This window comes from Nocardioides thalensis, assembly GCF_013410655.1.
GTDB lineage: Bacteria > Actinomycetota > Actinomycetes > Propionibacteriales > Nocardioidaceae > Nocardioides > Nocardioides thalensis.
Genome location: NZ_JACCFP010000001.1, coordinates 2,450,422 through 2,465,766, shown reverse-complemented (window position 1 = coordinate 2,465,766; position 15,345 = coordinate 2,450,422). Strand labels below are relative to the sequence as shown.

Here is a 15,345-nt window from a genome sequence, read left to right as displayed (position 1 = left end):
AGAGTCAGACTCCGGCCTCGGTTGAGGATCTTCACCGAGAGTTCCCTTCAGTGAACTAATTTTCGGGGGAGTGCGGCCGAGGGGCGCGCACGTCCGGAACCCTAGGTGTGCTCTGGCTCACGGTCTAGATGCAGTTTCCTGCGACCTGTCGCCCGCTGTTCGTCCGTGGTTTGCACAAACACGAAATCGGCTTCTCCGGCGCGGCGACACGCTCGCGTGATGCCTGTGACTGGTGTTGCTGATGGGTAGGTTGATGACCATGGCGACCCGTACGTCTTCCCCGACGGCGTCGCGCAGCAGGACCACGACCTCCTCCCGCAGCACCAGCGCGAAGAAGAAGTCAGCCAGCTCGCGATCCCGTAGTACGAAGAAGAAGCCCGCGTCCCGCTCGACGAGCGGGCGTTCCTCAGCGCGCCGTCCGGCGCCCCGCGCGGTCCGCAACGGCCCGGGACCGGTGGCGCGCGGGTTCACCGCGCTCGGCCGTGGGGTCGCCGCGATCTGGCTCGCCGTCGCCCACGCGCTCGGCGCCCTGGTGCGGAGCATCATCGGCGGGGCCCGGGACATCGAGCCCGAGCAGCGCCGCGACGGCGCCGGGCTGTTCCTCTTCGGCGTGGCGGTGATCGTGGCCGCGGCCGTGTGGTTCGAGGTGCCCGGCGGCTTCATGGACTTCGTGCGGGCCGCGGTCTCCGGCACGGTCGGCAAGATCGGCTGGCTCGCGCCGCTCGGCGTGCTGCTGGCCGGCTGGCGGGTCATGCGCGACCCGGTGCACAACGGCCCGGCCGGCCGCCAGGTGATCGGCTGGGCGGCGCTCTCGTTCGGCGTGCTCGGCATCGTGCACATCGCGAACGGGAGCCCCCAGCCCGTCGACGGCGACACCATGGCCCTGCGCGACGGCGGGGGAGCGGTCGGCTACGTCGTGTCCGCCCTGCTCCTCGACCTGCTGCGCTCGTCGTACGTCGTGGTCCCGCTGCTCGCGCTGCTCGGCTTCTTCGGGGTGCTCGTCATCACCGCGACCCCGCTCTACCGGGTCCCGGACCGGCTGCGCGACCTCGCCGACCACCTGTTCGGCCACCCGCACGGCGGCGAGGGGGAGCAGACCCAGCCGATCCGGCTGGACGACACGTTCGAGCGCAACGGCGACCCGGCCTACGACACCCCGCTGCTGGAGGAGCCGAAGCGCAAGCGGCGCAAGAAGGCCGCGGCCGACGACCTCGACCGCGACATCAACGAGAGCATGGAGCTGCTCGCGCCGATCGACGCCGACCTCGACGCGCCGCCGGCCACGCCGGCGCCCCTCGTCCCCGAGGACGTCGTCGAGACCGGCGAGCTCGAGCCCCCGCCGCACAGCGAGATCCCGCAGCGCGTCGAGCAGCTCGCGCTGTCCGGCGACATCGTCTACTCCCTTCCCGAGGGGACGGTCCTCAAGGAGGGCTCGCCCCACCGGGCCCGCACCAAGGCCAGCGACGCGGTCGTCGACCGGCTCACCCAGGTGCTCGACGAGTTCGGCATCGACGCCCAGGTCACCGGCTACACCCGCGGCCCGACCGTCACCCGCTACGAGATCGAGCTCGGCACCGGCGTGAAGGTCGAAAAGATCCTCGGGGTCCAGCGCAACATCTCCTACGCCGTCGGCTCCGAGGACGTCCGGATCCTCAGCCCGATCCCCGGCAAATCCGCGGTCGGCGTCGAGATCCCCAACGTCGACAAGGAGATCGTGTCGCTCGGCGACGTGCTCCGGTCCAACGCGGCCCGCAACGACCACCACCCGATGGTCGCCGGGCTCGGCAAGGACGTCGAGGGCGGGTTCGTCGTCGCCAACATGGCGAAGATGCCGCACCTGCTGGTCGCCGGCGCCACCGGCTCCGGCAAGTCGAGCTTCATCAACTCGCTGATCACGTCGATCCTGATGCGCGCCACGCCCGACGAGGTGCGGATGATCATGGTCGACCCGAAGCGGGTCGAGCTCAACAACTACGAGGGCGTGCCGCACCTGATCACGCCGATCATCACCAACCCCAAGAAGGCCGCCGAGGCGCTCGCGTGGGTCTGTCGCGAGATGGACATGCGCTACGACGACCTGGCCAACTTCGGGTTCCGCCACATCGACGACTTCAACAAGGCAGTGCGGGCGGGGAAGGTCGAGGTGCCCGCCGGCAGCGAGCGGGTGCTGTCGCCGTACCCCTACCTGTTGGTGATCGTCGACGAGCTCGCCGACCTGATGATGGTCGCGCCGCGCGACGTCGAGGACTCGGTCGTCCGCATCACGCAGCTCGCGCGTGCCGCCGGCATCCACCTGGTGCTCGCGACCCAGCGGCCGTCGGTCGACGTCGTCACCGGCCTGATCAAGGCCAACGTGCCGTCCCGGCTGGCGTTCGCGACCTCGTCGCTCGCCGACAGCCGCGTCATCCTCGACCAGCCCGGCGCGGAGAAGCTGGTCGGCCAGGGTGACGGGCTGTTCCTGCCGATGGGTGCGTCGAAGCCGATAAGAGTCCAGGGCTCGTGGGTCACCGAGAAGGAGATCCACGAGGTCGTCAAGCACTGCAAGCAGCAGCTCGAGCCGACCTACCGCGAGGACGTCACCGCGCCGCAGAGCAGCGGCAAGGTGCTCGACGACGACATCGGCGACGACATGGACCTCGTCGTCCAGGCGATCGAGCTGGTCGTGTCGACGCAGTTCGGCTCGACGTCGATGCTCCAACGCAAGCTCCGGGTCGGCTTCGCGAAGGCGGGCCGGCTCATGGACATCCTCGAGAGCAGGGGCGTCGTCGGACCCAGCGAGGGTTCGAAGGCGCGCGACGTACTGGTGAAGCCCGATGAGCTCGACTCCGTGATCGCGACGATCCAGGGGGAGGCGTGACCGCCATGACCGACGACTACACCGACCACTCCGACCACTCCGACGACATCGACCCCCGCGACAGCGAGGGCGCCGACCGCGACCCCGTCGAGGTGCGCCGCAACCTGTGGCTCTCGGCCTCGATCGGCCTGCTGTCCGCACTGCTGGCGGCCGCGTTCGCGGTGCGCGCCTTCCAGGGCGGCGAGCTCGTCGACTGGGTCGGGCTCACCGTGCTCGGCGTGATCGCGCTCGTGCACCTCGCGACCGTCGTCGACAGCCGCGCACCGCTGCTGGTGGCCGACGGCCTCGGCGTCCGGCTGCGCGACGGCAACAAGTGGCAGGGCCTCGCGTGGGACGAGATCGAGTGCCTGGAGCACCTCCCGCGCCGCGGGCTGTTCCGTGACGGGCACGTGCTCGTGGTCGGTCACGACGACCGGCAGCTGATCGTCCCGCTGACGCTCGCGACCACGCTCGCGGGCGCGGACAGGGCCGGCCTCAGCGACGCCCTCGCCGACCTGGCCGGCGGTCGCACCGACGTCGTCGAGGTGGTCCCCGGGCTCGGGGACGACGACGAGACGCCCGGCCCGGACGCCGCCGACGGCGCCGATGACCCCGTGCAGCCTGATCCGCAGGACGGCGAGGACGCCGGTCCCGAGCCGATGCGGCTCGAGGTCGACGACATCGCCACCGGCGAGATGGACGCCGTGACCGACGCCGCGGCGCCGACCGTGCTGCCCGCGCGGCTCGACCCGCCGCGGAGCGTCGTGCGCGACGCGATCGGCCACCTCTCCACCATCGGCGCCAACGCGCTCCGGCGCGAGCCGGCGGCCGCGCCGACGGCAGGCCTGCCGGAGGAGGAGCTGCTGCGCCGTACGGACGACGACGAGGGCACCGAGAGCACCGAGAGCACCGTCACCGTCGTCCGCCACGACGACGAGCCGGAGGAGCTGACCGTCGTCCTCGCCGACGTGTCGGTCCAGCCCGCCGACGAGCCGGTGATCGGTCCGCAGCTCGCCGCGGCCCGGGAGCGGCTGCGCCTCAGCGTCGACCAGCTCGCCGACCGCACCCGGGTCCGGCCCCACGTCATCGAGTCCATCGAGGTCGACGACTTCGGGCCCTGCGGGGGCGACTTCTACGCCCGCGGGCACCTGCGCACGCTCGGCCGGGTGCTGGGCGTCGACTCGGCCCCCCTGGTCGCGGCGTACGACGAGCGCTACGCCGACGCGCCGGTCGACCCGCGCCGCGTCTTCGCGTCCGAGCTGGCGACAGGCGCAGGCGGCTCGATCCGCGGCACCCGGGGCGGACGAAACTGGTCGGTCCTCGTGGCCGCGGTGATGGCGGCGGTGCTGGTGTGGTCGGTCGCGCGGCTGGTCATGGACGGACCGGTGCAGATCGAGAAGCCGCCCGTGCTCAACCAGAGCGGCGGCCCGAACGCCGGGATGGTCTCCGGGAAGATCGACCCGATCGACGTCACGCTGACCGCGGCCGGCGGGGGAGCCCAGGTGGTGGTGCGCGACGCCGACGGCGACATCGTCTTCGACGGCAGCCTGGCCTTCCAGCAGTCCACCGAGCTCCAGGTCGTGCCGCCCGTGCGGGTCTGGAGCTCCGACGGCTCCGTGACCGCCTCGGTGGCCGGCGAGGAGGCCGCCCCGCTCGGCGAGATCGGCGCCGAGGTCAACAAGACGCTCGTCGCCCCGTAGGCGGCGGAGTAACCGGGACCACACCCGGCGCGGCGCCTGCGGGTTCGTCCCGGGAGGCTCGCGGGCGCCATACTCGTGGGCAGACATGACTGACTCTGAACTCGCGGTGGCCCTGCTGACCCTCGGCTGCGCCCGCAACGACGTGGACTCCGAGGAGCTCGCCGGCCGACTGGCTGCCGGCGGCTTCCGGCTGGTCGACGACCCCGAGGCCGCCGACACCGTGGTGGTCAACACCTGCGGGTTCGTCGACGCCGCCAAGAAGGACTCGATCGACACCCTGCTCCAGGCAGCGGACCTGAAGGAGACCGGACGGCCGCAGGCCGTGGTCGCCGTGGGTTGCCTCGCCGAGCGGTACGGCGCCGAGCTGGCCGACGAGCTGCCCGAGGCCGACGCCGTGCTCGGCTTCGACGACTACGGCGACATCGCCGACCGTCTCCGGTCGATCGTCGCGGGGGAGCGGCCCCACCCGCACACCCCGCGCGACCGCCGCAAGCTGCTGCCGCTCAGCCCGGTCGAGCGCGAGGCGCTCCCTGCGGTCGAGCAGCGGGCCCGGCTGAGCGACGCGCCGTGGGCGCCGCTGAAGCTGGCGAGCGGCTGCGACCGGCGCTGCACGTTCTGCGCGATCCCGATGTTCCGCGGCTCGTTCATCAGCCGCCGCCCGTCCGACGTGCTGGCCGAGGCCCACTGGCTCGCCGAGCAGGGCGCGCGCGAGGTCTTCCTCGTCTCCGAGAACTCCACGTCCTACGGCAAGGACCTCGGCGACCTGCGGCTCCTCGAGACGCTGCTGCCCGAGCTCGCCGCCGTCGACGGCATCGACCGGGTGCGGGTGTCCTACCTCCAGCCCGCGGAGACGCGTCCCGGGCTGGTCGAGGCGATCGCCACCACGCCGGGCGTCGCGCCGTACTTCGACCTCAGCTTCCAGCACGCGAGCAACGCGGTCCTGCGGCGGATGCGCCGCTTCGGTGACCCGGAGAGCTTCCTCGGCCTGCTCGAGCAGGTACGCCGCCACGCGCCCGAGGCGGGCGTCCGCTCCAACGTGATCGTCGGCTTCCCCGGCGAGACGGAGGAGGACCTGGAGACGCTCTGCGACTTCCTCGTCGCCGCCCGGATGGACGTCACCGGCGTGTTCGGCTACTCCGACGAGGACGGCACCGAGGCCGCGACGTTCCCCGACAAGCACGACGACGACGAGATCGCCGCCCGCGTGCAGCACGTGACCGACCTGGTCGGCGAGCTCAACGCCCAGCGCGCCGAGGAGCGCGTCGGCGCGGTCGTCGAGGTGCTGGTCGAGGAGATCGACGACGACGGCGAGGGACCGGCCGTCGTGGGTCGCGCTGCCCACCAGGGCCCCGAGGTCGACGGCACCACCCGCCTGGAGTCGTACGACGGACAGGTGGGCGACCTCGTCCGCGCCACTGTCGTCGCGGCCGAGGGCGTCGACCTGGTCGCCGTACCGCTGGAAGGAACCCGATGACCGAGCCCGTGCCCGCTCCCGCACAGGTGAGCAACTGGAACCTGCCCAACGCGCTGACGACGCTGCGGATCCTGATGGTGCCGTTCTACGGCTGGGCGCTGCTCGTCGACGGCGGCGACTCGATCCTGTGGCGCACGGTCGCGTGGGTGATCTTCTTCCTGGCGATGGTGACCGACAAGGTCGACGGCGACATCGCTCGCGCGCGCAACCTCATCACCAACTTCGGCAAGATCGCCGACCCGATCGCCGACAAGGCGCTCACCGGCATGGCCTTCGTCGGCCTGTCGATCATCATGGACACCTGGTGGATGTGGACGATCACCATCGTGGTGCTCGTCCGGGAGTGGTCGGTGACGCTGCTGCGCCTCTCGATCCTCAAGCGGGTCGTCCTCGCCGCGGCCAACAGCGGGAAGTGGAAGACGACCGCCCAGGGCCTGGCCCTGGGCCTGCTGACGCTGCCGCTGCTCGAGGTCGGCGACGAGGTGGGCTGGCTGGACGTGCCCGGCGAGGTCACCTACGTCGTGGCGCTGGTGTTGCTGGTGATCGCGTTCGTGCTGACGATCTGGTCGGGCTACGAGTTCTTCCGCGACGTCTGGAAGCAACGCCACAACCTGCGGGGCAAGACCACCGTCTGAGCAGGATCTCCCGCTCGGCGGCCGGTTGCTAATTGTTACCGAACTGCCGAAAACATTTCCTCGGATTTGTTGCGGAGGGGCCGGGGCGTCGACATAAGGTCAGGTCCTTCCCCTCGTGCGGCGCGGACTCGGGCCCGGTCGCGTGACCACTTGTCTCTTCGCGACCCTCCGGAGCACCTGGCACATGCGCACGTCCCTGCGGTTCCTCGTCAGCTCACTCACGATCGGACTGGCGGCCGCCGGTCTCTCGATCACGCCAGCGCCCGCCGCGCAGGCCAACCCGGCCGGCAGCGGCGTCATCATCAGCGAGGTGTTCGGTGGCGGGAGCTCCAACACCACCCCGGGGTCGAAGGCGAACGACTTCATCGAGCTCTACAACCCCACCGCGGCCGCCATCCCGGTCAACGGCTGGTCGGTCCAGTACCGCTCGGCCACGGGCACCTCGGCACAGGTCACCGAGCTGACCGGGGAGATCCAGCCCGGGGAGCACTACCTCATCCAGGAGGGCACCTTCACGACGCCGGAGAGCACGCAGCTCCCGAAGCCGGACGCCCAGGGCAACATCAACATGTCCGGCACCAACGGCGTCGTGCTGCTCGTCAAGAACACGACGCAGTACACGACCGTCGGCAACCTCGCCGGTGCCGGCGACCCGCTCGTCGACATGCTCGGCTACGGCACCACGCCGACGTCCTTCGAGGGAGCCAGGACCGGCGTCCAGCTGTCCACCACCACCTCTGCGCAGCGTGACGTGACCGCCGTCCAGCCCGACAGCGACCACAACGCCACCGACTTCACCGAGCTCGCGCCGACCCCCGTCAACTCCGCTGGCGAGACGAAGCCCGTCCTCGACGCCAAGGGCCCCGCCACCCTCGACATCGTGCAGGGCCAGGCGATGCCGCCCCTGCAGCTCACCGCGACGGGTGGCACGCCGCCCTACACCTGGACGTCGACGGCGCTCCCGGCAGGCCTCAGCCTGAGCGTCGGTGGCGAGCTCACCGGCACGCCGACCGAGGTCGGCACCACCGATGTGACGTTCACGGTCACCGACTCCGCGAGCCCGGCCGACACCGACGACGTGGTGGTGCCGATCACCGTCAGCGAGACGGTCTCGGTGACGCCGATCCACGAGGTCCAGGGCACCGGCGCCCGATCGCCGTTCGCGCCGGCAGCTGGCACCGGGCCGGGTGAGACCAAGACCGTCGAAGGCATCGTCACCGCGCTCTACCGCACGGGCGGCTTCAACGGCTTCTACCTGCAGACCGCGGGCACCGGCGGCACCACCGACACGACGCCCGGAGCCTCGGACGCGCTGTTCATCTACACGCTCAGCGGCGCCAACATCCCCGCCGGCATCCAGCTCGGCGACTCGGTGCGGGCGAAGGGGCCGGTGAGCGAGTTCGCGGGTACCACCGAGATCACCGCCCCCACGGGCAACATCACCGAGCTCGCGACCCCGCTGGACCCGGTCACGGGTCTCCAGATCGCCTACCCTGCGACCGAGGCCGACCGCGAGGCGCAGGAGGGCATGCTGCTGGCGCCCGCCGGGCCGTTCACCGTCACCAACACGTTCCAGACCAACGGCAACGCCGAGATCGGGCTCGCTGCCGGCGACGTCCCGCTGAAGCAGCCCACGGAGTTCGTGGCCCCTGGCAACACCGCCGGCCTGGAGGCCGTCGTCGCGGAGAACGCCGAGCGCGCGGTCACCCTCGATGACGCAGCCACGGTGAACTACCTGCAGAACCAGACCACGAAGGCCATCCCGCTTCCGTGGCTCACCGGCACGGCCTCACCGCCCCGCGTCGGAGCCGCGGCGACGTTCGTCTCGCCCGTGATCCTCGAGTTCCGCAACAGCACCTGGAAGTTCCAGCCGCAGTCCCAGGTCACCGACAGCGGCAGCAGCGTCGTGACGTTCGAGGACACCCGGGCGACCAACCAGGTGCCGCAGGACGTGGGCGGCGACATCTCGATCGCCACGTTCAACGTCCTCAACTACTTCAACACGACCGGCGAGGCGTACGCCGCGGCCGGCCCGCAGCAGAACCCCCCGCTCGACACGTTCTGCACCTACTTCACCGACCGGCAGAGCAACCGGATCGGCAACGACTCCTGCGGCGTACGGCTGCTCGACGACCCGGACACCACCCAGGACGAGTCCGACCGCAACGACGGACGCGGCCCGCGCGGAGCGGCGACGACGGCGAGCCTCGCGCGCCAGGAGGAGAAGCTCGTCAACACGATCAACGCGATGGACGCGAGCGTCATCGCGCTCGAGGAGATGGAGAACTCCATCAAGCTCCCGGGCGAGACCAACCGCGACGAGGCGGTGGCTCACCTGGTCCAGATGCTCAACGCGGACGCGGGATCCACGAAGTGGAAGTACGTCCGCAGCCCAGGGGAGGCCCTCGACGCCGGTCCCGTCGCCGAGCAGGACGTGATCCGCCCCGCGTTCATCTACCAGCCGGCACTCGTCGCCCCGGTCGGCCAGTCCGACATCCTCTTCGGCACCACCGAGTTCGCCAACGCCCGGGAGCCGCTGGCCCAGGCGTTCAAGGCTGCCGGTGCGCCCAACAGTGACGCGTTCGCGGTGATCGTCAACCACTTCAAGTCGAAGGGCGACAACGCCGCCCCGGCGCCGCCTGCGACGGGTGACAACGCCAACGACCCCTACGTCGGTGCCTTCAACGGCGACCGCGTGCGGCAGGCGGAGCGCCTGGTCCAGTTCGCGAACGCCTTCGCCTCTGCGCGCGACATCGAGGCCGTCTTCCTCGCCGGTGACTTCAACTCCTACACGATGGAGGAGCCGATCGACCGGCTGGAGGCCGGTGGGTTCGAGCTGATCGAGTCCGACCAGGCCGACGAGGAGAGCTACTCGTTCAGCGGCCTGTCCGGCTCGCTCGACCACGTGCTCGGCAACAGCGCCGCCATGGAGCTGGTGACCGGCGCGGACATCTGGGAGATCAACGCCAACGAGTCGGTGGCCTACCAGTACAGCCGCTACAACTACAACGCGACCATCTTGTTCGACGCGGGCAACCCGTTCGCGACCTCGGACCACAACCCCGAGATCGTCGGTCTGGACGTCCCGGACGTCACCCCGACGACGACGAAGAAGATCCAGGTCGTCGGCACCAACGACTTCCACGGCCGACTGCTCCCCGACGCGGGCAACGCGGCGGGTGCGGCGCCGTTCGCCACGGCGATCAACGAGCTGCGCGCGGAGTACCCGAACACCATCTTCGCCGCGGCGGGCGACCTGATCGGTGCGTCGACCTTCGAGTCGTTCGTCCAGGACGACGAGCCGACGATCGAGGCGCTGAACGCGATGGACCTCGAGGTCTCCGCGGCCGGCAACCACGAGTTCGACCGCGGCTACGAGGACTTCGTCGGCCGGGTCCAGGACCTCGCCGAGTGGGAGTACATCGCGACCAACGTGGACGAGCCCGGTGACCGGGACGACCTCGCCGAGACGTGGACCACCACGATCGACGGCGTGGACGTCGGCTTCGTCGGCGCCGTGACCGAGGACCTCCCGGCACTGGTCAACCCGGCCGGCATCGAGGGAGTCACCGTCACCGACATCGTCGACTCGACCAACGCCGCGGCGGAGGACCTCCGCGCGGCCGGCGCCGACATCGTGATCCTGCTGGTCCACGAGGGCTCGCCGTCCACGGACTGCCAGTCGGAGAACTTCACCGACCCGGCGACGGTCTGGGGCAACATCGTCCAGAACACCTCGGGCGACGTCGACGCGATCATCTCGGGCCACACGCACCTGGCCTACAACTGCCGCTACCCGGTCGCCGACTGGGTGACGGAGGGGCGCACGGTGACCCGCCGTCCCGTGGTCTCCGCCGGCCAGTACGGCACCAACCTCAACCAGCTCGTCTTCAACCTCGACACCACCTCCGGTGCGCTGGTCGAGATCGAGCAGGAGGTCATCGGCACGGCGGGCGTCGGCTACGCGCCCGACACGACGGTCCAGCAGATCGTCGACGACGCGGTCGCGTTCGCCGAGACCAAGGGGGCGGAGGTGCTCGGCCAGGTCGAGGGACCGTTCAAGCGGGCCACCTACAACGCCAGCTCCGGCGCGACCGAGAACCGCGGCGGCGAGTCGACCCTGGGCAACCTCGTGGCCGAGGTGCAGCGCTGGGCGACGACCGGTGAGGGGGTCAGCACGGACGCCGACATCGCCTTCATGAACCCCGGCGGCCTCCGTGCCGACATGCTCGGCGTGGCCAACGGCGCGGTCCGTGACCTGACCTACCGCCAGGCCGCGGACGTGCAGCCGTTCGCCAACACGCTGGTGAACATGGACCTCACGGGCGCCCAGATCGAGAAGGTGCTCGAGGAGCAGTGGCAGCGGACGCCGCAGGGCGGCGTGCCGTCGCGCCCGTTCCTCCGGCTCGGCGTCTCCGAGGGCTTCACCTACACCTACACCGAGTCGCCGGTGACGGTGACCGCGCCCAACTCGGCGCCGGTCAACACGTTCCAGGGCGAGGTGACCGGCATGTGGCTCGACGGGGAGCCGATCGACCCCGCCGCGACGTACTCGGTCACCGTGAACTCCTTCCTCGGCTCCGGTGGCGACAACTTCCGTGAGTTCGCGAACGGGACGGGCAAGGTCGACACCGGTGTCGTCGACCTGCAGGCGATGGTCGACTACATGGCGGCCAACGCGCCCGCCGGCACCCCGCTGCCCGTCGACTACAGCCAGCGCGCGGTCGAGGTCACGTTCCCGAACGACGCACCGGAGACCTACGAGCCGGGCGACACGCTCGCGTTCGAGGTCGCCTCCTGGTCGATGTCCCAGGGCAGCGACCTGAAGGACACCGAGCTGAAGGTGAAGGTCGGCGACCAGGTCGCCGGCACGGTGCCGGTGGACAGCACCGTCGGCAACAAGCCCTACGACAACACCGGCACGGCGACGGTCAGCCTGACCATCCCCGAGGGCGCGGTGGGTCCGGTGACCCTGGTGGGCGCCACGACGGGCTCCTCGGTCCCCGTCGGCGTCGAGGTCGAGCCGACGATCGCGGAGATCCAGATCATCGGCACCAACGACTTCCACGGCCGGATCCTCCAGAACGCGGGCAGCCGCGAAGGCGGCGCCGCGGTGCTGTCGGGTGCGGTGAAGCAGCTGCGTCAGGAGCACCCCAACACGGTGTTCACCGCCGCGGGTGACCTGATCGGCGCGACGACCTTCGAGTCCTTCGTCGACAACGACGAGCCGACGATCGACGCGCTCAACGCGGCCGGTCTCGAGGTGTCCGCCGCAGGCAACCACGAATTCGACCAGGGCTACGAGGACCTCGTGGGCCGGGTCCAGGACCGCGCGAGCTGGGAGTACATCGCGGCCAACGTCGAGGAGCCTGCTGGCCGCGACGACCTCGCGGAGACCTGGGTCAAGGAGATGGACGGCGTCACCGTCGGCTTCGTCGGCGCGGTGACCGAGGCGCTGCCGTCGCTGGTCTCCCCGGCCGGTATCGAGGGCGTGACCGTCACCGACATCGTCGAGGCCACCAACGCGGCCGCGGCGGACCTGAAGGCCGGCGGCGCGGACGTCGTCGTCCTGCTGGTGCACGAGGGCTCCGGGTCCACGAGCTGCTCCTCGCCTGAGTTCACCGACCCGGCGACCCCGTGGGGCAACGTCTCGCAGAACACCTCGGACGACGTGGACGCGATCATCTCCGGCCACACGCACCTCGCCTACAACTGCACGATCAACGGGCGCCCGGTGGTGTCCGCAGGTCAGTACGGCATGAACCTCAACCAGCTGCTGGTCTCGGTCGACACCGGCACCGGCGAGGTGACGGGGATCGAGCAGAACCTACTGCCGCTGATGAGCACCGACCCCGACGGGAACGGCCCGGCGCTGCCGACGCCTCTCTACCCGGCGGACCAGGCCGTGGCCGACATCGTCAAGGCCGCGGAGGACTACGCCCGGCCGATCGGCGCACGGGTCCTCGGCCCGATCCAGGGTCCGTTCAACCGCGCGAAGCTGGCCAACGGCACCACCGAGAACCGTGGTGGCGAGTCGACGCTCGGCAACCTGGTGGCCGAGGTGCAGCGGGCCGAAACGCCGGCGGAGCAGGGCGGAGCGCAGATCGCGTTCATGAACCCGGGCGGGCTGCGGGCCGACATGACCGGCACCGTCGTCACCCAGGCCTGGCTGGACGACCCGGCCAACGCCGAGTGGGCCGCCGACTACGAGATCGGCGACCGGGTCCTGACCTACCGCCAGGCCGCCAACGTGCAGCCCTTCGCCAACGGCCTGGTCAACATGGACCTGACCGGCGCGCAGATCGAGGAGGTCCTCGAGCAGCAGTGGCAGCGCACCGAGGACGGCACGTCCCTGCCGCCGAGCACGACCCGCTACTTCCTGCGGCTCGGCGTGTCCGAGGGCTTCACCTACACCTACGTGGAGAAGGCGCAGACCGTGAGCGGGGTCAACACGTTCGTCGGCGACGTCACGCAGATGTGGCTCGACGGCGAGCCGATCGACGCGGAGGAGACCTACTCGGTCACGGTCAACTCGTTCCTCGCCGGCGGCGGTGACAACTTCTGGACGTTCCGCGAGGGGACCGGCCAGGCACAGTGGGGCGTCACTGACCTCCAGGCGATGGGCTCCTACATGGAGGCCAACACGGGGGACACGCCGCTGGCGGTGGACTACAGCCAGCGTGCGGTCGAGGTCGAGTTCCCCGCCGACGCGCCGGAGCGCTACCGCCCCGGCCAGGCGGTCAAGCTCGACGTCACCTCCTGGGCCATGTCGACCGCCGCCGACCTGAAGGACGCCGAGATCTCGGTGCTTCTGGGTGGGACGGAGATCGGCAGGGCGACCGTGGACAACACGATCGGGACCGACACCTACGACCAGTACGGCAAGGCGACGGTCGACGTCACCCTGCCGGAGGACGCGCCGTTCGGCGACGTCACGCTGACCCTCGTCGGTGAGACGACCGGCACCCGCGTGCTCGTCCCCATCAAGGTGCAGCCGAGGCCGCAGGTGACCGCGGCCGACGTCACCGCGCCGGTCGGCACCGACGCCGTCGTCGAGGTGACCGTCTCCGGCGCGGCCGGCGTACCGACCGGGACCGTCGAGGTCTTCGCGGGCCAGACGCTGCTCGGCTCGGGTGAGCTGACCGACGGTGCGGCCTCGGTGACCATCGACAGCTCCGGGCTCGCCCTCGGCGAGCACGTCCTGACGGTCGTCTACCGCGGCGACAGCACCTACACCCAGGCGCAGGGACAGCTGACGCTGACGATCGAGCAGCACGGCTCGGCCGTCGCCGCCGAGGACGTGACCATCACGTACGGCGAGCAGGCCGTCCCCGGCGTCACCGTGAGCGGATCCGGAGCCACCCCGACCGGTGAGGTCGAGGTGCGCGACGGAGCGACGGTCCTGGGCACCGGGACGCTGGTCGACGGAGCCGTCGACGTCACGCTCGACACGGCGGAGTACGAGCCGGGCACCTACTCGCTGGTGGCCGCCTACGCGGGCGACGCCACCCACGAGGGCGGCACGGCCGGGCTCACGCTCACCGTCGAGAAGCTCGCGGCCACGGTCACGGGCACCGACGCGGTGACCAGGTACGGCAAGCCGACGACGATGGACGTCACGGTGACGACCGACGGGGACGTCGTTCCGACCGGCACCGTCACCCTCACGTCGGGCACCGAGACGCTCGGCAGCGCCACGCTGGAGGACGACGGCACCGCGACGGTCACCATCCCGAAGCAGGTGCTCAAGCCGCGTGGCACGCCGTACCCGGTGACGATCACCTACAGCGGGGACGAGCTGGTCGCCGGGGCGACGGGCGCGGCGGAGCTGATCGTGAAGAAGGGCGGTGTCGTGTTCGACAAGACGCTCACACCGAAGCCGGCGAAGGTCGACAAGACGCACGTGAAGGTGGAGGTCACCGTCTCGAACGAGGACGGCGTCGAGGCGACCGGGCGGATCACGGTCTCGGCGCGGGGCATCGACGACGTGAGCGCGCGTCTCGTCGACGGCACCGCGACGTTGCGGCTGGACGCCTTCGGGTCGACCGGCCGGAAGACCATCACGATCAGCTACAGCGGCAGCGACCTGCTCCGGGACGCGACCACCTCCGGCGTGCTGCGCGTGGTCCGGTGAACGAGCCGATCCAGGCCGTCGACCTGGTGGCCCGCCTGAAGGAGCGGCGGGCCACCGTGGCGACCGCCGAGTCGCTGACCGGGGGCCGGCTGGCCGCGCGGATGTCGGAGGCGCCCGGTTCGTCCGAGATCTTCCTGGGCGGTGCCGTCACCTACGCCACCGAGGCCAAGGTCAAGGTGCTCGGCGTGGCGCAGGAGGTCGTCGACGAGCACGGCGTCGTGTCCGCCGAGTGCGCGCGGGCGATGGCGGAGGGCGCGCGGCGGCTGCTCGGCTCGACGTACGGCGTCAGCACGACCGGCGTCGCGGGCCCTGACACCCAGGAGGGCAAGCCGGTCGGCACGGTGTTCGTCGGCGTGGCGGGCCCCAACGGCACCGACGTGGTCCCGCTGGCCCTCGACGGCGACCGGGAGTCGATCACGAACGAGAGCGTCGCCGCGGCGGTCGAGGCGCTGGTGGCGGCTCTCGAGGGTCGTCCCGAGGAATGAACTCCCTGGTGTCGGGCGCGGGAAGAACCAGCCCTCCGGTAGCGTTAGGCTGAACCACCGAGTTGGAGAGGAGGCTGCCCG

General features: G+C 70.8%; 6 protein-coding genes. All 6 read left to right on the top strand.

From position 1 onward, the window contains the following. Window positions 1-259: 259 nt before the first annotated feature. The 6 genes from HNR19_RS12105 to HNR19_RS12080 all read left to right on the top strand — a co-directional run bounded on the left by HNR19_RS12105 (window position 260) and on the right by HNR19_RS12080 (window position 15,264). A complete protein-coding gene (locus tag HNR19_RS12105) occupies window positions 260-2,857 on the top strand; it encodes a DNA translocase FtsK (protein WP_179668152.1) in 2,598 nt (865 codons plus the stop codon). A gap of 5 nt (window positions 2,858-2,862) precedes the next feature. Then, window positions 2,863-4,536, top strand: a complete 1,674-nt coding sequence (locus tag HNR19_RS12100) for a helix-turn-helix domain-containing protein (RefSeq protein WP_246304719.1) — start codon at window positions 2,863-2,865, stop codon at window positions 4,534-4,536. An 85-nt stretch (window positions 4,537-4,621) separates the two neighbouring features. Beyond that, the gene (gene rimO, locus HNR19_RS12095) at window positions 4,622-6,010 is read left to right on the top strand and encodes a 30S ribosomal protein S12 methylthiotransferase RimO (RefSeq protein ID WP_179668150.1); all 1,389 of its coding nucleotides are present in this window, start codon (window positions 4,622-4,624) and stop codon (window positions 6,008-6,010) included. Then, a complete protein-coding gene (gene pgsA, locus HNR19_RS12090) occupies window positions 6,007-6,645 on the top strand; it encodes a CDP-diacylglycerol--glycerol-3-phosphate 3-phosphatidyltransferase (RefSeq protein WP_179668149.1) in 639 nt (212 codons plus the stop codon). Before rimO ends, pgsA begins: the two co-directional genes overlap by 4 nt. 184 nt (window positions 6,646-6,829) lie before the next feature. After that, a complete protein-coding gene (locus HNR19_RS12085; RefSeq protein WP_179668148.1) occupies window positions 6,830-14,779 on the top strand; it encodes an ExeM/NucH family extracellular endonuclease in 7,950 nt (2,649 codons plus the stop codon). Continuing rightward, window positions 14,776-15,264, top strand: coding sequence for a CinA family protein (locus HNR19_RS12080; RefSeq protein ID WP_343047166.1), 489 nt, complete (start codon window positions 14,776-14,778; stop codon window positions 15,262-15,264). The genes HNR19_RS12085 and HNR19_RS12080 overlap by 4 nt, the downstream gene beginning before the upstream one ends. Window positions 15,265-15,345 lie beyond the last annotated feature (81 nt).